This is a genomic window from Streptomyces sp. NPDC091682, from assembly GCF_044756625.1.
Taxonomy (GTDB): domain Bacteria; phylum Actinomycetota; class Actinomycetes; order Streptomycetales; family Streptomycetaceae; genus Streptomyces.
The window spans coordinates 224,783-249,770 of record NZ_JBIVTH010000012.1 but is presented as its reverse complement, the minus strand read 5'-3'; the positions used below and the strand labels follow the sequence as shown (position 1 = coordinate 249,770).

The following is a 24,988-nucleotide window of genomic DNA, read 5'->3' as shown; positions in this document are numbered from 1 at the left end:
CGCCAGGTACAGGCGGGCCCATCCGGCACCCCTGCACCGTTCGTGCCTCCCGCACTGCCCCGCGCGGCCGGGGCCGGGGCGTCGGCGATATTCGCTTGCGCACCGTCCGTCGCTCGGAGCAACGTCGGCGGACACCGAACGAAGGCAGAGCCGATGACCACCACACCTCCTCACCCCGTCGACCACGAACTCATCCGGGCCGCAACACACGTCGCGCGCACCCGCTGCCGCGGCGACAACCACACCGTGGCTGCCGCGGCCCGCGCCCGGGACGGCCGGATCATCACCGCCGTGAACGCCGACCACTTCACCGGCGGTCCCTGCGCCGAGCTGGTCCTCATCGGCACCGCGGCCGCCCAGGGCGCGTACGTACTGGACACGATCGTCGCCGTGGGCGACCGTGACCGGGGGATCCTTCCCCCGTGCGGCCGATGCCGCCAGGTCCTCCTCGACTACTTCCCCGCCATCGAGGTCATCGTCGGGACGGGCGACCACCCCCGGACCCCCCGGACCTTCTCCATCACCGACCTGCTCCCCGAGAGCTACGTCTGGGCCGACCACCAACTCGACCCGTCCTGACCGCCGTCCGAAAGGATCTGCATCATGAGTGAAGCACCTTTCGACGCCGTTCTCTGCGACTTCGACGGGGTCCTGCGCCTGTGGGATCCCGATGGGATGGCCGCGCTCGACCGCACGGCCGGACTGGCCGAGGGCACGCTCGCGTCCGCCGCGTTCCGCCCCGAGCTCCTGGACGCCGCCGTCACCGGTCGGATCAGTGACGAACAGTGGCGCCGGCGCGTCGCGGAGGATCTCGCCGAGGTCTGCGGGTCAGGGGCCCGTGCTCAGGATCTCGTCGGCGGCTGGGCGGCGCTGACCGGCCGCGTCGATGGGGCCGTCCTGGAGATCCTGACCGCGATCCGCAGCCGGGTGCCGGTGGTCCTGGTGTCGAACGCGACCACCCGCCTGGAGGCCGACCTCACCGCGCTGGGGCTGGCCGACGCGTTCGACGCGGTCATCAACACCGCCCGCACCGGCGTCGCCAAACCCGACCACCGGGTCTTCGAAGCCGCGGCGGAGGCGGTGGGAGTGGAGCTGGGGCGGTGCCTGTTCATCGACGACACTCCCGGCCACGTCGCCGCGGCACGAGCGGCCGGGCTGACCGGGATCCACTACCGGCACGTCGACCAGCTGCGGGACGCGACCGCGGCGCTGCGAACGTGACCGTCACCGTGACCGGGCGAGCCGCAACCACCGGTCCACCCGGCGATCACCGGGCCGCTCGCCAGGGGGTCGGTCGCACGTCCCGTGGCGGAGTCCCCGTCCAAAACGGGTGGACGGGCGCCGCAGCGTGGGCGAGGATCCTCCGCATGACGACGTGAAGAGCAGCGGCCGGGTGGCGGCACTGGCGCAAGGTCGGAACCTGGGACACGCTCCCCGACGGGGACCGACGGGTCTGCGCCGCCTGCGGGACGCCCGTCCGCTCGTACCAGTACCGCCACCATCCGCCCGAGTCATCCCACTTCGAGCGGTGCATCGGATTCGCCTGGTGCTCGGGGTGCCGGATCTACTCCGGGAACATGGTGTACGTCCATCGGAAACGGGTCCTCGTCGACGTCCTCGCGCCGCTCCCCCGCGAACAACGAGAACGTATCGCCCGTTCGGAAACCCGGCTGATCGAGTTCCTGGACCGCCGGCTCCGAGACGGCCGCGGTGGTCACTGACCGGGTACCCCCTCCGCGACCGGTCTCGTACAGTGCGGTGATGTCGACCGTGCGAGTGATGACCGAGGCCGATGTCACGGCTGTCTCGGAGATTCGGGTGACCGGCTGGAAGGTCGCGTACGCCGGGATCGTGCCCCGGTCCTACCTCGATCGCATGACGGTCGAAGCGGATGCGCACCAGCGCCGCCAGTACGTCACGAAGCCGGACAAGGCCACGGTCGACCTGGTGGCGGTGGACGCCCGCGGCGCAGTGACGGGTTGGGCCTGCTTCGGGCCTTCGCGCACGGCTGCGGGTGAGCTCTACGCGCTGTACGTCCGGCCCTCGCTCATCGGGTCCGGCATCGGTCGCACGCTCCTGGGGGCCGTGCACGCCAACGCTGCGGCGCTTGGCTTCGGTTCGGTCCTGCTGTGGGTGCTCACCGACAACACCGGGGCGCGTCGGTTCTACGAACGGGCCGGCTATGTCGCCGATGGTGCGGTCCAAACCGACGACTACGACGGGGTGTCCCTCACCGAGGTCCGCTACCGACTCGCCCTGTAGCGGCGTACGACCGGAAGACGGTGCGGCGGCAGTGGCCGGATTGCGGGCTGGACAGTCGGCAGGAGCCGCCGGAGCATGGCGCGCAGGTGCCAGGCCTTTCCAGGGGAAGGACCGTCAGGATGAGCGGGGACAACGGGAAGTCGGGCGGCCGGTGGCCTTGGCGGCGGTCGCCCGCGAGCGGCGGCCCGAGACCGGCGGGACCGTTGGGACCCGGCCGTCCCGGTGCGCCGGGACTCCCCCACCCGTCGATCCCTCCCGGCGCGCGGATGCCGGACGCCGTGCGGAACCTCCGTGTACTGATGATGGTCCTGGGCGGGCTGCAGGCCCTCCTCGGCATCGCCCTGGTGACCAACAGCGTGGCCGTCGCCACTTTCATCTGGGGCGACGGTGACGCTTCCGCCCCGTGTTGCACCACGGCGGACGAAGACCGCGCCGGGATGGTGGTGTTCGTCGGCCTACTCGTCCTCGCGGTCTCCGCATGGGGGGTCACCACCGCCCTCAAATTCCCCACGCGCCATCAGAACCTGCGCGTGTCCGCCTTCGCCTACGGGTGGACGGCCCTGCCCTTCAGCTGGGCGTTCTTCCAGGTGATCCCCCTCCTGGGATTCGCCTGGCTGGTGCCGGCGGTCCTGGCGATCGCCCGCCCGAACCAGCCGGAAAGCCGTGCCTGGTTCAACCACCGGTCCCCGTGACACGGGGCCGGGGGCGACGCGACGGCGCGCGCTGAGGCCGCGGAAGGGACGGGCTTCGCCGAGAAGCCACCAAGACCGCGTACGGCTTGGGCGGGCCCGTCGCGGCAGGCGTTCTCACCGACTCCGACGCGCCCGGGAAACCCCGGGGGAAGCCGCCGCGGCGGCCCGTCCCGGCCGGGACGCGGCAGCGTCAGCAGGGTCCGCGGGCACCCGGACGCGGGGACGGCGCACCACGGGCGCGGCCAGCGCGGCCCGTCGGCCGGTCCCGGTCACAGCCCTGTCGGCGGCTTGCCGGATCGGCCCGCCGCCCCACCGGCATGCACCCGCTTGCACCACACGGGAGGTGTGAGATCCGCCCCGGCCGGTTATTCGAGGGAGGTCTATCGACATTCCTGGACGAAGGGGCACCAGTGGCGCATCCCATGCAGGAGACCCGCTCCGGAGTCGGGCTGCACGTGAACGGCCAGCGGTACGAGCTCGACGTGGACCACCGGGTCACCCTCCTGGACCTGCTGCGGGAGCACCTCGGCCTGACCGGCGCCAAGAAGGGGTGCGACCACGGCCAGTGCGGCGCCTGCACCGTCCTGGTCGGCGGCCGGCGGGCCAACAGCTGCCTCCTGCTCGCCGTCGCCCACGACGGCGCCCGGGTCACCACCGTGGAAGGACTGGGCGGCGACGGAGCGGGCGGCCTGCACCCGTTGCAGGAGGCCTTCATGGAACGGGACGCCTTCCAGTGCGGCTACTGCACGCCCGGTCAGCTCTGCTCCGCCGCTGGCCTGCTCGCCGAAGCGGCCACCGACCCCGGGGCCGCGGACCTCAGCCGCTCCGGGATCGCCGAGGCGATGAGCGGCAACCTGTGCCGATGCGGCGCGTACCCCCGCATCGTGGACGCCGTACGGGACGTGGCCGCAGCCTCGGGGGCCACTGCCCCGGCCCGGGCTTCCGGTGACGGACGGGTGGTCACGTGAAGCCGTTCGCGTACGTGCGCGCCACGGGTCTCGCCGAGGCCGTCGCCGCCCACGGCGGGCGGCCCGGCTCCCACTACCTCGGCGGCGGCACCAACCTCGTGGACCTCATGAAGCTCGGGGTCGAAGCCCCCGACACCCTCGTCGACCTCGCCGGCCTGCCGCTCGGCACCGTCGAGGAGACCGCGGACGGCGGCCTGCGGATCGGCTCCGGGGTACGGGGCAGCGACCTCGCGCTCCACCCCCTCGTCCGCACCCGCTACCCCGTCCTGTCCCAGGCGCTCCTGGCCGGTGCCTCGGCCCAGCTGCGCAACGTCGCAACCACCGGCGGAAACCTGCTCCAGCGCACCCGCTGCCCCTACTTCCAGGACGTGGCCAAGCCCTGCAACAAGCGGGAGCCCGGCTCCGGCTGCGGCGCCCGTGACGGAGTCCACCGGGACCACGCCGTCCTCGGCCACTCCCCGCAGTGCATCGCCACCCACCCGTCCGACATGGCGGTGGCGCTCGTCGCGCTCGACGCGGCCGTCGAGCTCCAGGGCCCCGACGGCGCCCGTACGGTACTCGCGACCGCTTTCCACCGGCTGCCGGGCGACCACCCCGAACGGGACACCGTCATCGAGCCCGGCGAGATCGTCACTGCGGTCACGCTCCCGCCGGACCGCGCCGGCCTCCCGTCGCGCTACCGCAAGGCCCGCGACCGCGCCTCGTACGCCTTCGCGCTCGTCTCCGTCGCCGCCGTGCTCGACGTCTCCGGGGGACGCGTCCGCGATGTCGCGCTCGCCTTCGGCGGGCTCGCCCACCGCCCCTGGCGCGCCACCGCCGCCGAGGAACGGTTGCTGGGCGCCGCGCCCACCGAGAGCGCCGTACGGGAGGCCGTCGAGGCCGAGCTCAACTCGGCGGAGCCGCTGCACGACAACGCCTTCAAGGTCCCCCTCGCCCGCAGCCTCGCCCGCGACGTACTCCACTCCCTTTCCGGGAGTCCCCCCTCCCGCGGCTCCCGCCCCTGAAGACGCCCTCCGCCCCGCCCCCGATCGCGAGGACCCGCCATGGACTCCAGCCCCGCCGCCCCGGCGCCCTCCCTCGGCAGTCCCGCCACCCGCCTGGAGGGCCGGGAGAAGGTCACGGGAAGGGCCCGCTACGCGGCCGAGTACGCCCTGCCGGACCGGGCGTACGCATGGCCGGTGCCCGCCGCCGTGGCCCGCGGACGCGTCACCGCCGTCGACACCGCCGCCGCGCTCGCGCTGCCCGGCGTCCTCGACGTCCTCACGCCCTACGACGCGCCCCGGCTGGGCCCCTCCGACGACCCCACCCTCCGCGTGCTCCAGGACCCCGAAGTCCCCCACCGCGGCTGGTACGTGGCCCTGGCCGTAGCCGAAACCCCGGAGGCCGCCCGGGCCGCTGCCGCGGCCGTCCGCGTCCGCTACGACGCCGAGCCGCACGATGCCGTGCTGCACGCCGGCCACCCGGCCGCCTACACCCCCGAGCAGGTCAACGGCGGCTATCCGGGCCACCGCGAGAAGGGCGACGCGGCCGCCGCGTTCGCCGCCGCGCCGGTGCGCGTGGACTGCGCGTACGCCGTACCGCCGCTGCACAACCACCCCATGGAGCCGCACGCCGCCACCGCCCACTGGGACGCCGACGCCGGAACCCTGACCGTGTACGACTCCAGCCAGGGATCCGGATTCGTACGCTCGACACTGGCCGCCCTCTTCGAGTTGCCCACGGACCGTGTCACGGTGGTCTCCGAGCACGTCGGCGGTGCCTTCGGCTGCAAGGGCACCCCCCGCCCGCACGTCGTCCTCGCCGTCATGGCCGCACGGCACACCGGCCGCCCCGTCACCCTCGCCCTGCCCCGGCGCCACCTCGCGGCCGTCGTCGGACACCGGGCGCCCACCCTGCACCGCGTACGCCTGGGCGCACGTACGGACGGCACGCTCACCGCCCTCGCCCACGAGGTCACCACCCACACCTCCCGCGTCCGGGAGTTCGTCGAACAGGCCGCCGTCCCCGCCCGGGTCATGTACGCCGCGCCGGCCCTCCTCACCACCCACCGCGTCGTGCCCCTCGACGTCCCCACGCCCTCCTGGATGCGGGCACCCGGCGAGTGTCCCGGCATGTACGCGCTGGAATCGGCCATGGACGAGCTGGCCTGCGCCCTCGGCATCGACCCGGTCGAGTTGCGCGTCCGGAACGAGCCCGGGGCAGAGCCCGACAGCGGCCACCCGTTCAGCAGCCGCCATCTGGTGGAATGCCTGCGCGAGGGGGCCGCCCGGTTCGACTGGGCCGCGCACCGCACGCCGCGCCGGGACGGCCCGTTGCTGATCGGCACCGGGGTCGCCGCCGCCACCTACCCGGTGTACGTCGCCCCCTCCTCGGCGCGGGCGCACGCCTTCCCCGACGGCACCTACCTCGTGCAGACCAACGCCACGGACCTCGGCACCGGCGCCCGTACGGTCCTGGCGCAGATCGCCGCCGACGCGCTACGGGTCACCCTGGACCGGGTGGCGGTGGAGATCGGGCACTCCGCACTGCCGCAGGGCTCGGTGGCCGGCGGCTCGGCCGGTACGGCCTCCTGGGGCTGGGCGGTCCACGACGCCTGCACGAGCCTGGTCGCCCTGCTCGCCCGCCGCCCCGGCCCGATCCCGGAAGCCGGAGTGTCCGTCCCGGCCGATACGACGGCCTCCGCCAAGCAGAAGTCCCCGTACGCCAGGCACGCGTTCGGCGCCCACTTCGCGGAGGTGCAGACCGACACCGTCACGGGCGAGGTCCGGGTCCGCAGGCTCCTGGGCGTCTTCGCCGCGGGCCGCGTCCTGAACCCGCTCACCGCCCGCTCCCAGTTCGTCGGCGGCATGGTGATGGGCCTGGGCATGGCCCTCACCGAACACAGCACCATGGACCCGGCTTTCGGGGACTTCACCCAGAACGACCTCGCCTCCTACCACGTCCCCGTCCATGCCGACGTGCCCGACATCGAGGTGCACTGGCTGGACGAGCACGACAAGCACCTCAACCCGGTGGGCGGCAAGGGCATCGGCGAGATCGGCATCGTCGGCACGGCGGCAGCCATCGGCAATGCCTTCCACCACGCGACCGGCTGTCGGATCCGCGCGCTCCCGCTCACCCCGGACCGCGTCCTGGCGGCCCTCAGCTGAGGAGAACCGGGCGCCCGGAGCCGCGATCGGCTTCGGGCCGCCGCGCGGCCCCGGGCGAGGCGCTGCCGGGCGAGGCGTCCTCGATCGGCGGCGGCGCGTCCCGCGGGACGACGTCCGGGTCTGGGAACCCGCACCGGCCGAGCTCCTGCATCGCCCGTGCTGGCACGCGCGGGGAGGCAGGATCCGTAGCCGTACGGCCGACGAGCTTCCCCGGACCCGGTCGGACAGGGGATCAGCGCAGTCCGGCGAAGAGATCGTTCTCGGGCACGGCCGCGCCGGTGGAGTCCTTGACGCGTACGAAGGTCTCCATGCCCATCAACTCGCCGAACCTCTCCTTGCCCATCTTGAGGAAGAAGATGTTCTCGCCCTGACTGGCGTGCGCGGCCAGCGCGTCGAACTTCTGACCGCTGTACGCGGTGGTGTCCACCCACGTGGTGATCTCATCGTCGGGGAGGCCGATCTCGGCCATCGCGGCGGCCTCGGCGGGATCCGGCTCCGGCATCTCCTCATGGAACTCGCGCATGATCTCCCCGAAGCGCTGCATCCCCGAGCGGGGCATCGTCGTCCAGTACACCTTCGGTGTCAGCGCGGTCATCTCCAACGCCGCCATCGTGATGCGATGGGCCTGGATGTGGTCGGGATGGCCGTAGAAGCCGTTCTCGTCGTAGGTGACGACCACATCGGGTCGGTAGTGCCGCATGAGTTCCGCGAGTCGGGCCGCGCCTTCCTCGACGGGGAGCTGCCAGAAGGACCCGGGAGCGTCGTTGCTCGGCCAGCCCATCATCCCGGAGTCGGCGTAGTCCAGCATTTCGAGATCGCTGATCTTCAGGACGTCACAGCTCGCCTCGAGTTCTTGACGGCGCATCAAGGCGACGGTCGCCGGATCGTGCGCGGGATCGCCCGGCTTGGTCCCGCCCGGTCCGTCGCCGCAACGGCCGTCGGTACACGTCACGAGAACCGTGCGGATGCCTTCTGCCGCGTACCGCGCGAGGACCCCTCCGGTTCCGGTGGCCTCGTCGTCGGGGTGGGCGTGCACTGCCATGAGCGTCAAGGGCCGGTCAGCCACGAAACAATCCTCCTGAGGAAGTACTTCTCGGTCCGAGTCCGCGGCGGACTCACCGCGATCCTGGAGGGCCGGATCCCGGTGGGGCGGACGACCTCGTGGTCGCCGTGCTCCCCGCCCGTGCGGCGCCGGTCCCTCGGTCGGTGCAACCGCGCCGACCGGCCCGGCTGTTCCCGGCACTGCCGCTCAGCCTTCCAGACGACCTCCGTCCTGGCCCGCCCGGCCGGCCCTTTGTGCGGGCGGCCCGATCAGACGGCACCCGCCGGCCGATCGCGGTTCGTCGAGCACGCACGCCTCCGCGGGTGGTCGCCCCCGCACCTGAGCGAAGCCGAGATGCTCCGGATCACGGACGCCGTCTTCCCCGACGTCGCGGGGTGAGAGTCGCGATCGGGGGCCGGCTCGACGGCTCAACTCCATGAGGTGTCCTGCGTACCTGTGCCCAGAGGGTGTGCCCTAGGAGCAGGTGGTGGGTGCGGTCCTCGTTGGAAGGAACGATCCTCTGCGGGGCCTCCCGGGTGACGCGGGGAGGCGCTCGGCACGGCCTACCGGCGCGCGGTGGTCCGCTTCACCACCATGTGCCCGTGATCCCATCCCACTTGATCGGTGCGCTCTCCGCCCTCGCCCTGCTCGCGCCCGCCTCCGCGTACGCGGCGGCCGCCACCCCCGCCTCCGTCGCGCCCCCGGCTTCCGGGCCGGGCCGTGCCGGAGACTTCTTCGCCGACCTCCCCAAGGGTGGTGACCTGCACAACCACTTGTCCGGAGCGGTCACCACCGAGTTCCTGATCGAACTCGCAGCCGGGGACGGCCTCTGCATCACCACCGACACCACCACGGCGGTACCCCCGCCGTGCGGGGCGGGCACCCGGCCGGCCGCCGACGCCGTCACCGACGCGGCGTTCCGCCAGCAGGTGATCCGGGCCTGGTCGATGCAGGACTTCCCGGCGGACGGCAACGGCCACGACCACTTCTTCGCGACCTTCGGGAAGTTCGGCGAGGTGACCTGGCGGCACCCGGGCCGGATGCTCGCGCAGGTCGCCAACTCCGTGGCCCGACAGAACCAGTTCTATCTGGAGACCATGATCTCCCCGGCCTCCGGCCAGGCCCGTGAGCTCGCCGACCGGGTCGGCTACGACGCCGACCTGGACCGCATGCACGACAAGCTCCTCGCCGGCGGGGGCCTGGACGCGGTCGTCCGCGAGGCCCGCACCGATGCCGACACCACCGACGTCGAGTTCCGTGGCGCCGCGCACTGTGACACTCCGCAGCCCGACGCCGCGTGCTCGCTGCCGTACCGGTGGATTTCCCAGGTCGCCCGCGCCGGCACCCCCGAGCGGGTGTTCACCCAGATGGCGCTCGGCATGCGGCTGGCCGAGCGCGACCCGCGCTTCGTCGCCGTCAACCTGGTGCAGCCGGAGGACGACCTGGTCGCCCTGCGCGACTACCGCCTGCACATGCGGATGCTGAACTACCTCAAGACCCAGTACCCGACGGCGCACATCACCCTGCACGCGGGCGAGCTGGTGCCCGGCCTGGTCAAGCCGGAGGACCTCACCTTCCACATCAGGGAGGCCGCCCAGACCGGCCGCGCCGAGCGGATCGGGCACGGCGTGTCCGTCCTGCACGAGGACCGCTGGGAGTCGCTCATGCGCTACATGGCCGAGCGGCGCATCGCGGTCGAGGTCCCCTTCCACAGCAACGAGCAGATCCTGCGCGTCTCCGGCGACGCGCACCCCTTCGCCACCTACCGCCGCCACGGCGTGCCGGTCGTCCTCGCCACCGACGACCCGGGCGTGTCCCGGATCGAGATCACCGACGAGTACCGCAGGGCTGCGGAGATGTACGGACTCGGCTACCCGGAGCTGAAGGACCTCGCCCGGGCCTCCCTGGAACACTCGTTCCTGCCCGGCCGGGGCCTGTGGAACCGTGACGTCCGTACCGGCTACCGTCCGACCGGGGCGTGTGCCAAGGAGCAGCAGGGCGCCGAGCACCCGAGCGAGCGGTGCGCCCGGTTCCTGGCTGCCAGCCCGAAGGCGCAGGTCGAGTGGCGGCAGGAGGCGGCCTTCCGGCGCTTCGAGGCCGACCACGCCCGCACCACCCGCCCCGGCTCCCACTGATCCCGGGACCTGGTCGGAGCCGGCCCGCGGCCCTCACGGGCGCGGGCCGGCCCGCACGCCCCGTCCGCGGTGGCATCGAGGATCGGCGCATGATGGCTGTCATGGAGAACGCGGTCGAGAAGATCAAGGTGTGGTTCCGGTTCGTCCCGCGCGAGGGGTGGTTCCCGCAGGACACCGAGGGCCTGTGGGCGATGAAGCTCGGCGATGACACCGCGAGCGTGGAGAACTGCCCCTTCCTCCAGGACGGGGTGGCCGAGGGGGATGTGGTGCGGTACCGGACCGACTCCGACGGCCTCCACTGGGCCGTCGGGCGGGTCAGTTCCTCCGGCAACTGCACGATCCGAGTGCTGCCCGTACCCACCGGCCCCCTGGGCCGCAGCCCGCAGGCGGTGCACCAGCGCCTGTCGGAGTTCGGGCTCGGCGGCGAGGTCTTCAGCGAGGACTTCCCCATGCTGGCCCTGACCGCGCCGGCCGGCGCGGACTTCGCCGGGATCAAAGCCCTCCTGGACCGGGGGCGGGACGAAGGGTGGTGGCACTACGAGGTCGGCTGCGGCACGGACGCATGGTGGAACGCCTGACCAGCGCCGTCTGACCACCGCCGTCTGACCAGCGCCGTCAGATCACCACCGCCTGGCCAGCGCCGCCCGAGCCCCCGCCCGCAATCCCCCTCAGGAGTGACACCGACCTGTTCGAGCGAGTTTCAACGTCGGCCGGCCCGAGCCCGCAAGGGCCCTGCCCCACACCCGAACACGGGTTCGCGCGATGCCCCGGGCCCGGCCGTGACGGCCCCCGATCCGGACCGTTCTCCAGAGCACGAGTGAAGGAGCTCCGATGACCGAATCCGTCGAACCGCACGGCACCGCCGCGCTGCTGGTCGACTCGCGAGGCCGGTACCTGTTGCACCTGCGCGACGCCAACAAGGACATCTGCGATCCGGGCACGTGGTCGGTCCCGGGCGGCGGCCGTGAGGGCGAGGAGACGGCGGCGCAGGCCGTCGAGCGGGAACTCCTCGAAGAGACCGGCCTGACCGTGCCGTTGGAACCCTTCACGGTCGTCAGCTGCCACGGGCCCGGGCCGGACGGGCCGGCCGAGGGCCGCATCCAGGTGTACCTGGGGGCCTGGGACGGGGACGCCGACGAACTCCCGTGCCCCGAAGGCATCATGTTCCGCCACTTCGACGCGGCCACGATCCCCTTCCTGACGATGTGCCCGTGGACGAAGGAGGTCATCGACCTCCACCGGGCCCGGGGCCTCGCCCCGGCCGCCGTACCGGCCCCGGCCCGACCCGGCGGCCGGGCGCGACGCAACGTCGTCGGCGTTCACCTCTACCTCGAACGCGACGGGCGGGTCCTGCTCGGACTGCGGCACCCGGACTCCGCCTTCGCGGCGTCCACCCACCACTTCCTCGCCGGACACTGCGAGCAGGAGTCCGCCGTCGCCTGCCTCGTGCGGGAGGCGGAGGAGGAGGCCGGCCTGGGCATCGACCCGGGCGACGTGGAACTGGTCCACGTCGTGCACGTCGTGGACCGACCGGGCGGCCTGCCCCGCATCCAGCTCGTGTTCCGCGCGCGGCAGTGGCACGGCACACCCGAGGTGCGCGAGCCCGACCGCTGCCTGTCCTGGGACTGGTGGCCCGTCGGCGACCTCCCGGAACCGGTCGTCCCCTACGCCCGGGCTGCGCTCGAGGGCATCCGGGCCGGTCGCCTCTACACCGAGCTCGGCTGGGCATGAACCACCCATGACCCTGACCACGACCACGACCACGACCACGATCCGGTGCACCGTCACCCGAGCACCGGACCATCCGCACGACCGCGGTCGCCGCGCCCCGCGCCCCCGGACCGCAGCGTGAGCGGCGGCCCCCGGCACACGGTGCCGGTCGACGTCCACCTCGTACTGCGCCGCGACGGCAGCTGCGGCCCGCAGGTGTTGCTGTCGCGCAGGGCCGGGCCCGTGTACGCGACCGGCCTGTGGCACCTGCCGTCCGGGCATCTCGACCCGGACGAGGACATGGTCGAAGCCGTGATCCGGGAGGCCCGCGAGGAGACCGGCGTCCTGATCGCGGCGCCGGACGTGACCGCGGCGGTCACCGTCCACCACCGCCCTCCCCGGGGCGGCAGTTCGCGGATCGGCGTCTTCTTCGAGGTACGGCGGTGGACGGGCGTGCCCCGGGTGACGGAGCCGGACCGGTGTGACGGCATGGGCTGGTACCCGTTGGGCGCTCTGCCGGAGCCGATGGTGGCCTACTGCCGGGCCGGCCTGGACGCGTACCGGGCGGGCGCCCCCGCCGCCGTGCACTTCCAGCAGCCCGGCGACCTCGTCGAGTACGCCGCGGACGGCGCCGACCGCACCCGACTCCTGCCCGGCCCGCCCCCGCCTCCTCCCCCGCCCCCTCCCCCGGCTCCTCGGGGATCGGTAGGGTGCGCCGAATGACCGTGGGAAGTGACGGGACCCGGCTCGTGGTCCTTCGCGGGAACTCGGCGGCGGGCAAGTCCTCGGTGGCGGCGGGGATCCGCGACCGGTTCGGCCGTGGCCTGGCCCTCGTCGGCCAGGACAACGTGCGGCGGGTCGTCTTGAGGGAGCGTGACGTGCCCGGCGGCGCCAACATCGGGCTGATCGACACGGTCGCCCGCTACGCACTGGACGCCGGCTACCACGTGGTCGTCGAGGGAATCCTGCACGCCGACCGGTACGGCGACATGCTGGCGGGCCTGCTCGGCGACCACCGTGGAGTGTCCCGCTGCTACTACCTCGACGTCCCGATCGAGGAGACGCTGACCCGGCATGCCTCGAAGGCCGACCCCGACTATCTGGCTCAGGTCACCGAGCGGGAACTGCGGGACTGGTACCGCGAGCGCGACCTCCTTCCCGGTGGCGTCGAGACCGTCATCGGAGCCGACAGCGCGCTGCCCGACACGGTCGAACGCATCATGCGCGACACCGGTCTCGCGGGGTTGCCCGCGCGCATCGACCGACCCTGATGCTCCGTGGTCCCGCCCTCGCCAGGAGTCTCCTTGACCTGAAGTGCGATCGAGCTTCTAGCGTGTCCTCAAGTTGATCAACGGAGGGCGGGAGAACGCGCACATGATCCTCGTGACCGGAGCCACCGGAAACATCGGCAGGGCACTGATGAGGGAGTTGCACGGATGCGGCGCGGGACCGCTGAGAGGGTTCACGCGTGACGCCTCACGGGCGACGTTCCCCGAGGGGGTCGAGGCCGTCGAGGGCGACTTCGCGGTGCCCGCGTCGTTGGAGCCCGCTCTGGACGGGGTGCGCTCGCTGTTCCTCGTGTCCCGTACGGGCCCGGACGCGGACATCCTCGCGGCAGCCCGGCGGGCGGGTGTCGAGCACGTGGTGCTGGTGTCGTCCATCACCGTCCAGACCCATCCGCACCTGGGCCCCGCCGGCGAGAACCTGGCGGTCGAGTAGCTGCTCAAGGACAGCGGCATGGCGTGGACGATCCTGCGACCGACGCAGTTCGCCTCGAACGCCATGATGTGGGCGGCGTCGATCCGCGACGGCCAGGCGGTCCGCGCCCCGTACGCGGACACCGGGCTGCCCACGATCCACCCCGCGGACATCGCGGCGGTGGCGCGGGTCGCCCTGACCGAGCCCGGCCATCGGGAGCGGACGTACGCCCTGACCGGCCCGGAGCCGGTGACGGCCCGGCAACAGGTCGAGGCCATCGCCGCAGCACTGGGGCGGGACGTGCCCTTCATCGAGGTCAGCCGAGGGGAGGCGCACGCCCAGATGGCCGCCGTCTTCGGGGAGGAGGCCGCGGATGCGGTGCTCGACGTCACGGGCGGAGACGTCAATGCCGAGCTGCTGGCCGTGCGCGACACGGTTGCGCACGTCACCAGTTCCCCGGGCAGGTCGTTCCGGCAGTGGGCCGAGGAGAACGCCCACGTGTTCCGCTGAGCGGCCCGTCGGAGCGTCGGAGCGTCGGAGCGTCGGAGCGTCGGAGCGTCGGAGCGTCGGAGCGTCAGAGGGTCTCGCTCAGCGAGTCGGCCGGCCGCCTGCGTGCCGCCCGTGTCGCCGGGAGCACCGCCACCACCACCGCGCCCAGCACCGCCCCGACGATCACGGTGAACAGCACGGGGAGCGGCGGCAGCTGGGCGATGCCCGCGCCGATCCCGCTCGACGCGCCCTGGGTGTCCACCAGCCACCTGCCGGACAGCACCCCGACCGTCGTACCCACCACGGCGGACGCCAGCGCCGTCAGCCCGGCGGCCGTCACGATCATCGCGCCGATCTGGCGGGGCGTCAGCCCGATCGCCTTCAGCGCGAGCAGGTCCCGGCCGCGGTCCCGTACGCCGGTCCCGATCAGTGTCAGCAGCTCGATCAGCCCGATCAGCGCCAGGACCGCGATCAGGGCCGCGATCACCGCGCGCGCCGGTTCCAGCCGGTCGACCGGGTTCGGCGTCTCGCGGACCTCCAGCGCCCCGGCCGTCGCCCCGGCGAGCGCGGCGCTCACCGCCTCGGGGTCCGCGCCCTCGCGCAGCACGAGGGCGTGGAAGTCGGGTCGTAGCCCCGGATCGCGCTCGCGCAGCGCGTCGATGCTCGTGGTGATCACCCGGCCCCCGGATTCGGGTTCGATGGTGCGGCCCACGACGTGCAGGATCTGTGGCCGGCCCTCGACGGTCATCCGCACCCACGCGCCGACCCGTACTCCGAGGAGGTCGAGCAGGCCCCCTCCGGCCACCGCCTCGTCGGGGCCGCTGACCGCGCGCCCTTCCACCACCTTGGCGGGGTACGGGTCCCGGGCCGTGCCCAGGCCGCGGAGCGTGATGGTGCCGGTCTGACCCGGCACGAGCGCCGCCATCTCGGCGCCGGGGTGGACCGCGGCCACCCCCCGGACCTCGGCGAGGGTCCGCTCCAGTTCCGCGTCGGACCCCCCGGCCGACTGTCCGGCCCGTACGGTCAGTGCCGCGGGCAGTCCCATCTGCGCGGGCCGGCTGCGGAACTGGTCCAGCGTCGACCAGGCGACGAGTGCGACCGTGATGAGGACCAGCGGCAGGGCGAGCCTGGCGACGGGGACGAGCGTCCGGCCGCGGCGCGGGAAGGCCGCACGCCACCCGAGGACCAGGGCGGGCGGCACGCGTACGCCGAGCGCCCGCCTGCCGAGCGCGGTCATCGGCGCGGCGGACGGCAGCGCAGCCCGGGCCACCGGCACCGGTGGGACCCGGCCGGCCCGCCAGGCCGAGAGCCCGGTCGAGGCCGCGATCAACAGCACCGCGCCGCACGGGATGCCGATCATGAGCGCGGTATGGCCGGGCAGGTCCTGCCACACCGCCGCCGCTTCCCCGATCCGTCCGGGTATCCGAGCGCCCAGCAGCGCGATCGCCGCCGTACCGAGGGCCACGCCGAGGAGGGCGAAGGCCAGGTGCTGTACGAGGAAGCCGCGGGTCACCTGGCCGGGGGTGAAGCCGACGGCCTTGAGGATCGCGATGTCCCGCAGTTGGCCGCGGACGCGGGCGCCGATCGCTCCGGCGGCGGCGAGCGCGGCCGCGAGCAGTGCGCCGAGCCCGAAGACGGCGAACATCTGCCCGAGCAGCCGCTCGTCGCCGCCCGCCTCGGCCCGTGCCTGCTGCCACTTGGTGACCTGGGCGACCCGGTCGGCGCCGAGGACGGTCACGGCCCGCTGGACGGTGAAGTCGGTGTCGTCCGGGTCGTGCAGGCGCAGGCCCACGCTCTGACCGGTGTCGCCGTGGGCGACCTCGTCGAGGGTGCCGTCGAGGACCCAGCCGATGCCGGGCCCGCCGCCCGGGTGGTAGCGGGGCTCGGCCACCTCGGCGATCCCGCTGACCCGCAGTGCGTGCGGGGCGCCGTCCGGGCCGGTGACCCGTACGGTGTCGCCCGGCTCCGCCCACAGGGCCCGCGCGACCGAGGCTTCCAGGACGAGGGCGGCGCTGCCGGAACCCGCACCGGTGCCGGTGGCGGTGCCATCGGGACGGGCGAGCCAGTTGCCCTCGGTGACGAGCGGTCGTCCGGTCTCCGGGGGCACGGCCCGGGCCGCGCGCAGCGTCACTCCGGCTCGGGCGCCGCGCGACTCGACCGTCGTGGCCGTGGTGCGGTAGGGCCCGGAGAGGGCGGCGACCCCGTCCACGCGGGACAGGGCGGCCGTGTCCGCACCGGCGCGGGTGTGGAGCCAGAGGTGTGCGCCGTGGGACTGGTTGAAGACGCGCTGCCAGGGGTTGGCGGCGTAGCTGAACAGTGCGCCGGCGAGTAGGAGCGAGGCGATGATGCCGGCGCTGGCCAGGACGACGAAGAGGGCTTCGCCGCGGTGTGCGCGGAAGTCGGCGTGCGCCCAGCGCAGCGTGGCCCGCACGGTCACTCCTTGAGTTCCAGGTCCAGGTCCAGCACTCCGGAGACGCCGCGGGCCGGCCCGCGGCGTCCGCCGCCGAGCTGTGCGTCGTCGGCTATGCGCCCGTCGAAGAAGGAGATGACGCGGTCGGCGGCGCTGGCCATCCGGGCGTCGTGGGTGACCATCACGATCGTCTGGCCGCGCTGGTGGAAACGGGAGAGCAGTCGCAGGACCTCGCGGGTGCCCTTGCTGTCGAGGCTGCCGGCCGGCTCGTCGGCGAGCAGCAGTGCGGGGTGGTTGACCAGGGCGCGGGCGAGTGCGACCCGCTGCTGCTCGCCGCCGGACAGCTCGCCGGGCATCGAGCGTTCGCGGCCTTCGAGGCCGAGTTCGGCGAGCAGTTCGCCGCGGGATGCGCGGGCGGCCTTCGGGGAGGCGCCGGCGAGCAGGGCGGGGAGTTCGACGTTGTCGGCGACGGTGAGGTTGGAGACCAGGTTGAAGAACTGGAAGACGACGCCGATGCTGCGGCGCCGCAGGACCGCCCAGCGGGCCTCGCGGTACGCGTCGACCCGCTCCCCGCCGATCCACAGCTTCCCGCTGTCGGGGCGCTGGAGGCCGCCCAGCAGGTGCAGGAGCGTGGACTTGCCTGCTCCGGAGGGTCCGGTGACCGCGACGAACTCGCCGGGCCGGACGGACAGGTCCACCCCGCGCACGGCGTGCACCGGTACGCCCTCGCCGTGGTGCGTCTTGGTCAGGCCCTCGGCCCGCACGATGGGCTCGGCGGACGCGCCGGGAGCGGCGGTGGTGGCGGCGTCGCTCATTCCAGCTCCTCCTGGCAGCGTTCCAGCCAGTCGAGGTCGGCCTGCAGGTGCAGCATCGCGCCCTCGATTAGCAGTTGGGAGATCTTGTTGTCGCGGTCCTCCGCCGCGGCCAGCTTGGACAGGTCCCGCATGGTGTTGAGGTACTGCCGCCGCTGCTTGTTGATCAGTGCGACCGGATCGGCCAGACCCGATTGCGGTGCGAGCGCGAGCTTCATGAAGAACTCGTCCCGTACCCGGGGCTCCTCGGTGGTGTCTTCGAACCAGGCCAGCACGGCCTCGCGTCCGGCGTCCGTCAGCTTGTACGTGCGCTTGTTGGGGCGTCCCGACTGCTCGACGTCCTCGCCCTCGATGAGGCCGCTCTTCTCCAGCCGTCCGAGGGTGACGTAGATCTGGCCGACGTTGGGCTGAGGGTACGCGGCGCCCAGGAGCTTCTCAAGGTCCTGCTTCAGCTCGTAACCGTGCGCAGGGCTACGGGTGAGGAGCGCAAGGAGCGCCAGCCGCACTCGCTCCCCCTCCTTCCCGCTCCGTAGTCAACGGTTCACTCGGCAGCGGGCCAAGTCGCGCCGCCGTCCGTCTCGTCTGCCTGCGCGTCTAGTATCGCCCATGCCTAACGGGTATATATAGGCCACGATGGTCGGCGACGCAGCCGGATCGTGCACTGGGAGGAATCTATGCGGTGGATGCGTGCCGCGGGTAGAGCTCTCCTGGTCGGGGCGGTCGTACTGGCGGGCTACACCGGTCTCGGTGTCCGTGCCGGGGCGGGCGTTGCTTCCGAGGACCAGGCTCGCGGTCCCCTGACGCTCGTCACGGCGGGCGATCTCACGGACTACCTCCCGCCGCTCCTGGCGGACTGGAACGAAGCCCATCCCGACGAGCGCGTCACGCTCGTCGAGCTGCCCGACTCGGCGGACGAGACCCGGGCCCAGATGATCAGCGAGCTGCGATCGGGCCGCCATCGGTTCGACGTCCTCAACATCGACGTCGCCTGGACCTCCGAGTTCGCGGCGGCCGGATGGATCTCCCCGCTCCGGCGCGAGCGCTTCCCGCTGGACGCCTTCCTGCGGCCCGTCGTCGACACCGCGACCTTCGACGGCCGGTTGTACGCGGTCCCGTACGTCACCAATGCGGGACTGCTGTACTACCGCAAGGACCTCCTGGACCAGGAGGGCGAGCAGCCGCCGCGCACCTGGGACGAGCTGATCCGCCAGGCGCGCACGATCGCGCCGAAGTACGGACTGGACGGCTATGCGGGCCAGTTCCTGCCGTACGAGGGGCTCACGGTCAACGTCACCGAGGCCGTGCACTCGGCGGGCGGATCGATCCTGCGCGACGACGGCGCCCGCGTGAGCGTGGACTCCGACGCGGCGCGCACCGGGCTGCGCTTCCTCGCGGACGGTGTCCGGGAGGGCTGGATCTCCCGCGACGCGCTCGGCTACAAGGAGGAGGAGTCGCGGCGGGCCTTCCAGGAGGGCCGGCTGCTGTTCCTGCGGAACTGGCCCTACGTGTACGCGGACGCGGGCGCGGAGGGGTCGAAGGTCGCGGGCAAGTTCGGCGCGGTGCCGCTGCCCGGGCCCGACGGGCCCGGCACGAGCGTGCTGGGCGGCTCCAACCTCGCCGTGAGCAGTCGTGCACGGCATCCGGCGTCGGCTGCCGACCTGATCTCCTACCTCACCAGCGAGCGGGTCCAGCGGCAGGTGCTCACCAAGGGGTCGCTGCCTCCGGTGCGCGCCGCGCTGTACGAGGATCCCGAGCTGGTCCGGGCACATCCGTACCTGCCCACGCTGCGCCAGAGCGTGCTGTCGGCGGTGCCGCGTCCCAAGAGCCCGCGCTACGACCAGGTGAGCCTCACCGTGCAGGCCGTGGCGCAGGACGTACTGGCGCTGCGCCAAACGCCGGAGCAGGCGGCGGCGCGGCTCGCGCGCGAGCTCGGGACCATTTCCCGCAAGGGCTGATCGCACTCTTCTGCTCCCTCCCCCAGGGCCTCTACTTACATGTTAAGTAGAGGCCCTTCCTTTTACATGCGGGCAAACGCGCACAAACCACCCCAGCTTTTCGCTGTTTCTGGACACATCGTTGACACCTTCCAGTCGCCGCTACTTAACATGCATGCATAACAGCGCACCGATCCGGAGCGCTCTCGCATTCAGCAGACAGGTCGACGCGAGATGCTCAGCACCCTTCCGGCCGCTACCGGCCACCCCTCTCCCACCGCCACCACCTCGGCCCCTTGGTGGCGCGACGCGGTGATCTACCAGGTCTACGTCCGCAGCTTCCTCGACAGCACCGGGGACGGCATCGGCGACCTGGCCGGCGTCCGGGCCGGGCTCCCCTACCTGCGCAAGCTCGGTGTCGACGGCATCTGGCTCAGCCCCTTCTACCCCTCGCCGCAGCACGACCACGGCTACGACGTCGCCGACTACCGCGGTGTCGACCCGGTCTACGGCGACCTCGCGGAGTTCGACCGGTTGGTGGCCGACGCCCGCCGGCTCGGACTGAAGCTGCTGCTCGACATCGTTCCCAACCACTGCTCCAGCGAGCACCCGTGGTTCCGCAGCGCGCTCGCCGCGGAGCCGGGCAGCGCGGAGCGCGCCCGTTTCCACTTCGCGCCCGGCCGCGGCCCGGACGGTACGGAGCCCCCCAACAACTGGCGCGCGATGTTCGGCGGTCCCGCCTGGAGCCGGACCACCGGGCCCGACGGCGCCCCCGGCGAGTGGTACCTGCACCTCTTCACACCCGAGCAGCCCGACCTGAACTGGCGCGATCCGGCCGTGGGCGACGACTTCGAGGAGGTGCTGCGCTTCTGGCTGGACCGCGGGGTCGACGGCTTCCGCATCGATGTCGCCGCCGGACTGTTCAAGCACCCCGCGCTGCCGGACTCCGGCGACCCCGGAGCCGACGAGCGGGCCCGCGACGCCGTCAACCAGCTGGCCTGGAACCAGCCCGAGGTCCACGGCGTGTGGCGGCGCTGGCGCTCGGTCTGCGAGGAGTACACCGCCCGGGACGGCCGCGAACGGCTGCTGGTCGGCGAGGTGTCCGTGCCCACCGCGCGCGAGCACGCCGAGTACGTCCGCCCCGATGAGCTGCACCAGGCGTTCTTCTTCGACCTGCTGAGCGCCCCCTGGGACGCGGAGGCCTTCCGCACGACGATCACCGACGCGATGCGCGACATCGCCGGCACCGGTTCCACCGTCACCTGGGTCCTCAACAACCACGACCAGGTCCGCACGGTCACCCGTTACGCGGGCGAGCCCGGGGTGGAAGGCAGCGGACTGGGTGCCGCCCGCGCCCGCGCCGCGGCCCTCCTGATGCTCGCGCTGCCCGGCGCCGCCTACGTCTACCAGGGCGAGGAACTCGGCCTCCCCGAGGTCCTCGACCTGCCCGACGAGGTCCTCACCGACCCGATCTTCCACCGTACGGGCAGCCGCAAGCACGTCCGGGACGGCTGCCGCGTGCCGCTGCCCTGGTCCGGGCACGCCTCGCCGTTCGGCTTCTCCGGGGAAGCGGCCGGGGCCAAGCCGTGGCTGCCGCAGCCCGAGTGGTTCGCCGAGCACGCCACCGACCGCGCCCTGGCCGACACCCGTTCCTTCTGGCACCTCTACCGTGACGGGCTCCAGCTCCGGCGCACCCTGCCGCAGCTCGGCGAAGGCCCCCTGCGCTGGCTGGACGCGCCTCCTGGGGTGCTGGCGATCAGCCGCGGCGACGGCCTGGTCTGCGCGGTGAACTTCGGCACCGAGCCGGTACCCGCCCCGGTCCCCGGGACCCCGCTGCTCGCCAGCGGCCCCTGTCCCGACGGGGTCCTGCCCGCGGCGACCGCCGCCTGGTGGACGGCCGAATGCCCGGCCCCGTGACCCCCGGCCCCTGACCTCCCCCTCTTCCTCCTCTCCTCTTTCCTCTCTTCCTTCCTCCCCCGCGCAGTCCGGGCTCCGCCCCGTGTCCCGGACCTCCAGACAAGGACTCCCCCATGCGACGACCCAGCAAGACGACCCGGCGAACCGCGGCCACCGCATCGGCGGCCCTCGCCCTCGCCCTCGGTGCCACCGCCTGCGGCCAGACCACCGGACCCGCGAGCAGCGGCGAACTGAGCGGCCAGACCGTGACCGTGGCAGGCGTCTGGACCGGCAGCGAGCAGCAGAACTTCAAGAAGGTCCTGGACGCCTTCACCGAGAAGACCGGCGCCAAGACGGTCTTCGTGCCCTCCGGCGACAACGTCTCCACCTTCGTCGGAAGCAAGATCGAAGGCGGCAACGCGCCCGACGTGGTGATGGTTCCCCAAGTGGGCGTGCTCCAGCAGTTCGCCAAGGAGGGCTGGCTCCAGCCCCTGTCCGACCAGACCGTCCGCAAGGCCGGCTCCACCCTCGCCCCGGTGTGGCGGAACTACGGCACCGTCGACGGCACGTACTACGGCCTCTACTTCAAGGCCGCCCACAAGTCGACCGTCTGGTACGCCCCGGAGGCCTTCGCCCAGGCCGGTGTCAACGAGCCCACGAGCTACGCCGACCTGCTGAAGGCCGGCCGGACCCTCGCCGACTCCGGCCGCCCCGCCTTCGCCATAGCCGGCGAGGACGGCTGGACCCTCACCGACTGGTTCGAGAACGTCTACCTCTCCCAGGCCGGACCGGAGAAGTACGACCAGCTCGCCCAGCACAAGCTCAAGTGGACCGACGACAGCGTCGTGAAGGCGCTCACCACCCTCGGCGAACTGTTCAAGGACAAGCAGCTCGTCGCCGGCGGCGCCCAGACCGCGCTGAGCACCGACTTCCCCACGTCGGTCGCGCAGGTCTTCGGCCCCGAGCCCAAGGCGGGCATGGTCTACGAGGGTGACTTCGTCGGCGGCATCGCCAAGGACCAGTTCGGCAAGAAGCCCGGCAAGGACGCCAAGTTCTTCCCGTTCCCCGCGGTCGACGGCGGCAAGGCACCAGTCGTCAGCGGCGGTGACGCGGCCGTCGTCCTCAAGGACGCGAAGAACGCCGGGGCCGGCATGAAGCTGCTCGAGTTCCTGTCCGGCCCCGAGGCCGCCGAAGTCTGGGCCCGCGCCGGCGGCTTCCTGTCCCCGAACAAGGAGCTCGACCTCACCGCGTACGGGGACGAAATCACCCGCAGCACCGCCGACTCGCTCATCGCGGCGGGCGACTCGATCCGCTTCGACATGTCGGACCAGGCCCCGGCCGCGTTCGGCGGCACCAAGGGCGCGGGCGAGTGGAAGCTCCTCCAGGACTTCCTGCGCGACCCGTCGGACCCGCGGGGCACGGCCGCGAAGCTCGAGGCCGAGGCCGCCAAGGCCTACGGGAACTGAGGCGCCTCCCATGGCTGACACCATGACCGCCGCCCGCGGCACGGCTGACGGGCGGCGCCGGGCCCAGCGCAGGAAACGCCGCCTCGCGGTCGTCTTCGTCCTGCCCGCCCTGCTGCTGCTCGGCGCGCTGGTCGTCTACCCGGTCCTCTTCTCCGTCGGCCGCAGCCTCTTCGACGCCGACGGCAACCGCTTCGTAGGGGCCGCCAACTACGCGGCGATCGTGCAGGACCGGGCCACCCTCAAGGCGATCCGCAACAGCGCCCTCTGGGTGGTCGTCGCCCCGACGCTGCTGACCGGACTCGGGCTGATGCTCGCCGTGCTCACCGAGAAGGTGCGCTGGGCGACCGCGTTCAAGCTCGTGCTCTTCCTGCCGATGGCCGTGTCGTTCCTCGCCGCGGGCATCATCTTCCGGCTCGCCTACGACCAGGACCCGGCCCGGGGCGTGCTCAACGCCGCCGTCGTCGGGGTCCACGACAGCTTCGTGGACACCGCCGCCTATCCGACGGCCCGTGCCCGGGAGGGCCAGGGCCTGGCGGGCGGGCCGGGCGGCCCCTACACCACCGAGGAGGCCGTCCGTCCGGGCCACTCCGTCGGTCTCGGCTTCATCGGGGTGGCACCCGACGCGATGCCGGCCCGAGCGAAGGCCGCGGCCCCCGCGGCGCCCCGGCCGGACGACATCGGGGGTGTCGTCTACCTCGACTTCGCCCCCGGCGGCGCCGGCACCCCGGGCCGCATCGACCCGGGGGAGAACGGGCTGCCCGGCATGACGGTCGAGGCCGTACGGGACGGCCGGGTGGCCGCCACCGCCGTCACGGCCGAGGACGGGTCCTTCCGCTTCACCGGGCTGGCCGACGCCCCGTACACGGTCAGGCTGCCCGCGGCCAACTTCGCGGCCCCGTACCAGGGGGTGAACTGGCTCGGTCCGGCGCTGGTGACGCCCGCCATCATCGGCGCCTATCTGTGGGTGTGGACCGGCTTCGCGATGGTCCTGATCGGCGCCGGCCTCGCGGCCATCCCGCGGGACGCCCTGGAGGCCGCGCGGATGGACGGTGCCTCCGAGGGCCAGATCTTCCGCAAGATCACCGTGCCGCTGCTCGCTCCGGTACTCACCGTCGTCTTCGTGACCCTGGTGATCAACGTGATGAAGGTCTTCGACCTCGTCTACATCATCGCGCCCGGACCGGTCCAGGAAGAGGCGAACGTGCTGGCCACCCGCATGTGGCTGGTCTCCTTCGGCGGCGGCAACGACCAGGGGCTCGGCAGCGCGCTCAGCGTGGTGCTCCTCCTGCTCGTCGTCCCGGCGATGGTCTTCAACATCCGGCGCTTCCGAAGGAGTGGAGCATGAGCGGCCACGGCACCATCGAGCGCCGACCGTCCCGGCGGACGGCGGCGATCCGCCCCCTGCCCGGACCGTCGGCGCAGGGGCCCGCACGGGATCCCGGACGCCGGGGCGGGAAGCGGCTGTCGCGCCTGCTCGGCAACTCCCTCGTCCAGGGTGCGTTGATCCTGGTCGCCCTGGTGTGGATCACGCCGCTGGCGGGCCTGCTCGTCTCCTCCCTGCGTTCCGAGGGCGACAACGCCGCCGGCGGCTGGTGGACCGCGCTCACCGAGCCGTCCCGGCTGTCCCTGGACAACTACGGCGCCCTGCTGAAGGACTCCGGCATCGCGGCGGCCTTCGGCAACACCGTCCTGATCTCCGTGCCCACCACCGCCCTGGTGGTCGCCCTAGCGGCACTCGCCGGATACGCCTTCGCGTGGCTGGAGTTCCCCGGCCGGGACGCCGTCTTCCTGGTGGTCGTCGGACTGCTGGTGGTACCCGTGCAGATCGGGCTGTTGCCGGTGGCCAAACTCTTCGGTGCGGTGGGGCTGTTCGGCACGGTCGCGGGCGTGATCCTCTTCCACGTCGCCTACGGGCTGCCGTTCGCGGTCTTCCTGCTGCGCAACTACTTCGCCGAGATACCGCGCGAGATGCTGGAAGCGGCCCGGATGGACGGCGGCAGCGAGTGGCGGATCTTCTCCCGGCTGGTGCTGCCGCTCGGCCGCCCGGCCATCGCGAGCCTGGCCATCTTCCAGTTCCTCTGGGTCTGGAACGACATGCTCGTGGCGCTGCTCTTCGCGGACAGCGGGTCCCAGCCGCTCACGGTGGCGCTGCAGTCCCAGATGCGGCAGTTCGGGAGCAACATCGGTGTCCTCGCGCCCGGGGCGTTCCTGTCCCTGGTGGTCCCACTGATCGTCTTCTTCGCCTTCCAGCGGCACTTCGTCCAGGGGGTGATGGCGGGCTCGGTGAAGTAGCCGCACGCGCTGCGCGGACCGCGGGCCCCGCTG

General features: G+C 72.7%; 21 protein-coding genes and 1 pseudogene. 18 read left to right on the top strand and 4 right to left on the bottom strand.

Annotated features, from left to right (window positions below; genetic code table 11):
- The first annotated feature begins 153 nt into the window (after positions 1 to 153).
- From ACIQK6_RS27005 to ACIQK6_RS26975, 7 genes are all read left to right on the top strand, one after another.
- Positions 154 to 579 (top strand): cytidine deaminase, encoded by a 426-nt coding sequence (locus ACIQK6_RS27005; protein ID WP_329106605.1) that lies wholly within the window; start codon positions 154 to 156, stop codon positions 577 to 579.
- 24 nt (positions 580 to 603) lie between these two features.
- On the top strand, positions 604 to 1,221 hold the full coding sequence (locus ACIQK6_RS27000; RefSeq protein ID WP_329106603.1) for an HAD-IA family hydrolase: 618 nt from the start codon (positions 604 to 606) through the stop codon (positions 1,219 to 1,221).
- A 540-nt stretch (positions 1,222 to 1,761) separates the two neighbouring features.
- Positions 1,762 to 2,262, top strand: a complete 501-nt coding sequence (locus tag ACIQK6_RS26995) for a GNAT family N-acetyltransferase (protein WP_329106601.1) — start codon at positions 1,762 to 1,764, stop codon at positions 2,260 to 2,262.
- A 278-nt stretch (positions 2,263 to 2,540) separates the two neighbouring features.
- On the top strand, positions 2,541 to 2,954 hold the full coding sequence (locus ACIQK6_RS26990; protein ID WP_329106599.1) for a hypothetical protein: 414 nt from the start codon (positions 2,541 to 2,543) through the stop codon (positions 2,952 to 2,954).
- A 422-nt stretch (positions 2,955 to 3,376) separates the two neighbouring features.
- Positions 3,377 to 3,922 (top strand): (2Fe-2S)-binding protein, encoded by a 546-nt coding sequence (locus tag ACIQK6_RS26985; protein WP_402695631.1) that lies wholly within the window; start codon positions 3,377 to 3,379, stop codon positions 3,920 to 3,922.
- The gene (locus ACIQK6_RS26980; protein WP_329106597.1) at positions 3,919 to 4,926 is read left to right on the top strand and encodes a xanthine dehydrogenase family protein subunit M; all 1,008 of its coding nucleotides are present in this window, start codon (positions 3,919 to 3,921) and stop codon (positions 4,924 to 4,926) included. Before ACIQK6_RS26985 ends, ACIQK6_RS26980 begins: the two co-directional genes overlap by 4 nt.
- A gap of 39 nt (positions 4,927 to 4,965) precedes the next feature.
- Positions 4,966 to 7,071, top strand: a complete 2,106-nt coding sequence (locus tag ACIQK6_RS26975) for a xanthine dehydrogenase family protein molybdopterin-binding subunit (RefSeq protein ID WP_329106595.1) — start codon at positions 4,966 to 4,968, stop codon at positions 7,069 to 7,071.
- Positions 7,072 to 7,303: 232 nt separating this feature from the next.
- Here ACIQK6_RS26975 and ACIQK6_RS26970 read toward each other — a convergent pair whose 3' ends face one another.
- Positions 7,304 to 8,137 (bottom strand): PIG-L family deacetylase, encoded by an 834-nt coding sequence (locus tag ACIQK6_RS26970; RefSeq protein ID WP_266601447.1) that lies wholly within the window; start codon positions 8,135 to 8,137, stop codon positions 7,304 to 7,306.
- A 578-nt stretch (positions 8,138 to 8,715) separates the two neighbouring features.
- On the opposite strand from ACIQK6_RS26970, the gene ACIQK6_RS26965 reads away from it, so the two are divergent.
- From ACIQK6_RS26965 to ACIQK6_RS26940, 6 genes and pseudogenes are all read left to right on the top strand, one after another.
- On the top strand, positions 8,716 to 10,248 hold the full coding sequence (locus ACIQK6_RS26965; protein ID WP_402695612.1) for an adenosine deaminase: 1,533 nt from the start codon (positions 8,716 to 8,718) through the stop codon (positions 10,246 to 10,248).
- 89 nt (positions 10,249 to 10,337) lie between these two features.
- Positions 10,338 to 10,826, top strand: coding sequence for a DUF4265 domain-containing protein (locus tag ACIQK6_RS26960; RefSeq protein WP_266601442.1), 489 nt, complete (start codon positions 10,338 to 10,340; stop codon positions 10,824 to 10,826).
- 253 nt (positions 10,827 to 11,079) lie between these two features.
- Positions 11,080 to 11,979, top strand: coding sequence for an NUDIX domain-containing protein (locus tag ACIQK6_RS26955; RefSeq protein ID WP_266601440.1), 900 nt, complete (start codon positions 11,080 to 11,082; stop codon positions 11,977 to 11,979).
- Between the two features lie 117 nt (positions 11,980 to 12,096).
- Complete coding sequence (locus tag ACIQK6_RS26950; protein ID WP_329106587.1) at positions 12,097 to 12,681, top strand: NUDIX domain-containing protein; 585 nt, start codon at positions 12,097 to 12,099, stop codon at positions 12,679 to 12,681.
- Positions 12,678 to 13,229: an AAA family ATPase gene (locus tag ACIQK6_RS26945; protein WP_329106585.1), complete on the top strand. Its 552-nt coding sequence runs from the start codon at positions 12,678 to 12,680 to the stop codon at positions 13,227 to 13,229. Before ACIQK6_RS26950 ends, ACIQK6_RS26945 begins: the two co-directional genes overlap by 4 nt.
- Before the next feature lie 103 nt (positions 13,230 to 13,332).
- Positions 13,333 to 14,166 (top strand): annotated as a pseudogene (locus ACIQK6_RS26940) (NAD(P)H-binding protein).
- A gap of 64 nt (positions 14,167 to 14,230) precedes the next feature.
- Here the strand turns inward: ACIQK6_RS26940 and ACIQK6_RS26935 are convergent.
- From ACIQK6_RS26935 to ACIQK6_RS26925, 3 genes are read right to left on the bottom strand one after another with little or no spacing between them, the layout of a single operon-like run.
- On the bottom strand, positions 14,231 to 16,576 hold the full coding sequence (locus tag ACIQK6_RS26935) for an FtsX-like permease family protein (protein WP_402695611.1): 2,346 nt from the start codon (positions 16,574 to 16,576) through the stop codon (positions 14,231 to 14,233).
- Positions 16,577 to 16,578: 2 nt separating this feature from the next.
- The gene (locus tag ACIQK6_RS26930) at positions 16,579 to 17,370 is read right to left on the bottom strand and encodes an ABC transporter ATP-binding protein (RefSeq protein WP_376102063.1); all 792 of its coding nucleotides are present in this window, start codon (positions 17,368 to 17,370) and stop codon (positions 16,579 to 16,581) included.
- Positions 17,367 to 17,873: a PadR family transcriptional regulator gene (locus tag ACIQK6_RS26925; protein WP_314252823.1), complete on the bottom strand. Its 507-nt coding sequence runs from the start codon at positions 17,871 to 17,873 to the stop codon at positions 17,367 to 17,369. Before ACIQK6_RS26925 ends, ACIQK6_RS26930 begins: the two co-directional genes overlap by 4 nt.
- Before the next feature lie 168 nt (positions 17,874 to 18,041).
- Between ACIQK6_RS26925 and ACIQK6_RS26920 the strand changes: the two genes are divergently transcribed.
- From ACIQK6_RS26920 to ACIQK6_RS26900, 5 genes are all read left to right on the top strand, one after another.
- Complete coding sequence (locus ACIQK6_RS26920) at positions 18,042 to 19,322, top strand: ABC transporter substrate-binding protein (RefSeq protein WP_329106578.1); 1,281 nt, start codon at positions 18,042 to 18,044, stop codon at positions 19,320 to 19,322.
- A gap of 213 nt (positions 19,323 to 19,535) precedes the next feature.
- On the top strand, positions 19,536 to 21,218 hold the full coding sequence (locus ACIQK6_RS26915; protein WP_266601419.1) for a glycoside hydrolase family 13 protein: 1,683 nt from the start codon (positions 19,536 to 19,538) through the stop codon (positions 21,216 to 21,218).
- 113 nt (positions 21,219 to 21,331) lie between these two features.
- Positions 21,332 to 22,663 (top strand): ABC transporter substrate-binding protein, encoded by a 1,332-nt coding sequence (locus ACIQK6_RS26910; RefSeq protein WP_266601417.1) that lies wholly within the window; start codon positions 21,332 to 21,334, stop codon positions 22,661 to 22,663.
- A gap of 10 nt (positions 22,664 to 22,673) precedes the next feature.
- Positions 22,674 to 24,008, top strand: coding sequence for an ABC transporter permease subunit (locus tag ACIQK6_RS26905; protein WP_402695610.1), 1,335 nt, complete (start codon positions 22,674 to 22,676; stop codon positions 24,006 to 24,008).
- Entirely contained in the window at positions 24,005 to 24,955 is a 951-nt protein-coding gene (locus ACIQK6_RS26900; protein WP_329106569.1) for a carbohydrate ABC transporter permease, read from the top strand. The genes ACIQK6_RS26905 and ACIQK6_RS26900 overlap by 4 nt, the downstream gene beginning before the upstream one ends.
- Positions 24,956 to 24,988 lie beyond the last annotated feature (33 nt).

Bases quoted from the DNA above. Each gene is read 5' to 3' on its own strand.
- ACIQK6_RS26905 (WP_402695610.1), top strand. From the start codon at position 22,674: ATGGCTGACACCATGACCGCCGCCCGCGGCACGGCTGACGGGCGGCGC.
- ACIQK6_RS26945 (WP_329106585.1), top strand. From the start codon at position 12,678: ATGACCGTGGGAAGTGACGGGACCCGGCTCGTGGTCCTTCGCGGGAAC.
- ACIQK6_RS27005 (WP_329106605.1), top strand. From the start codon at position 154: ATGACCACCACACCTCCTCACCCCGTCGACCACGAACTCATCCGGGCC.
- ACIQK6_RS26900 (WP_329106569.1), top strand. From the start codon at position 24,005: ATGAGCGGCCACGGCACCATCGAGCGCCGACCGTCCCGGCGGACGGCG.
- ACIQK6_RS26955 (WP_266601440.1), top strand. From the start codon at position 11,080: ATGACCGAATCCGTCGAACCGCACGGCACCGCCGCGCTGCTGGTCGAC.
- ACIQK6_RS26930 (WP_376102063.1), bottom strand. From the start codon at position 17,370: ATGAGCGACGCCGCCACCACCGCCGCTCCCGGCGCGTCCGCCGAGCCC.
- ACIQK6_RS26960 (WP_266601442.1), top strand. From the start codon at position 10,338: ATGATGGCTGTCATGGAGAACGCGGTCGAGAAGATCAAGGTGTGGTTC.
- ACIQK6_RS26995 (WP_329106601.1), top strand. From the start codon at position 1,762: ATGTCGACCGTGCGAGTGATGACCGAGGCCGATGTCACGGCTGTCTCG.
- ACIQK6_RS26910 (WP_266601417.1), top strand. From the start codon at position 21,332: ATGCGACGACCCAGCAAGACGACCCGGCGAACCGCGGCCACCGCATCG.
- ACIQK6_RS26915 (WP_266601419.1), top strand. From the start codon at position 19,536: ATGCTCAGCACCCTTCCGGCCGCTACCGGCCACCCCTCTCCCACCGCC.
- ACIQK6_RS26975 (WP_329106595.1), top strand. From the start codon at position 4,966: ATGGACTCCAGCCCCGCCGCCCCGGCGCCCTCCCTCGGCAGTCCCGCC.
- ACIQK6_RS26920 (WP_329106578.1), top strand. From the start codon at position 18,042: ATGCGGTGGATGCGTGCCGCGGGTAGAGCTCTCCTGGTCGGGGCGGTC.
- ACIQK6_RS27000 (WP_329106603.1), top strand. From the start codon at position 604: ATGAGTGAAGCACCTTTCGACGCCGTTCTCTGCGACTTCGACGGGGTC.
- ACIQK6_RS26985 (WP_402695631.1), top strand. From the start codon at position 3,377: ATGCAGGAGACCCGCTCCGGAGTCGGGCTGCACGTGAACGGCCAGCGG.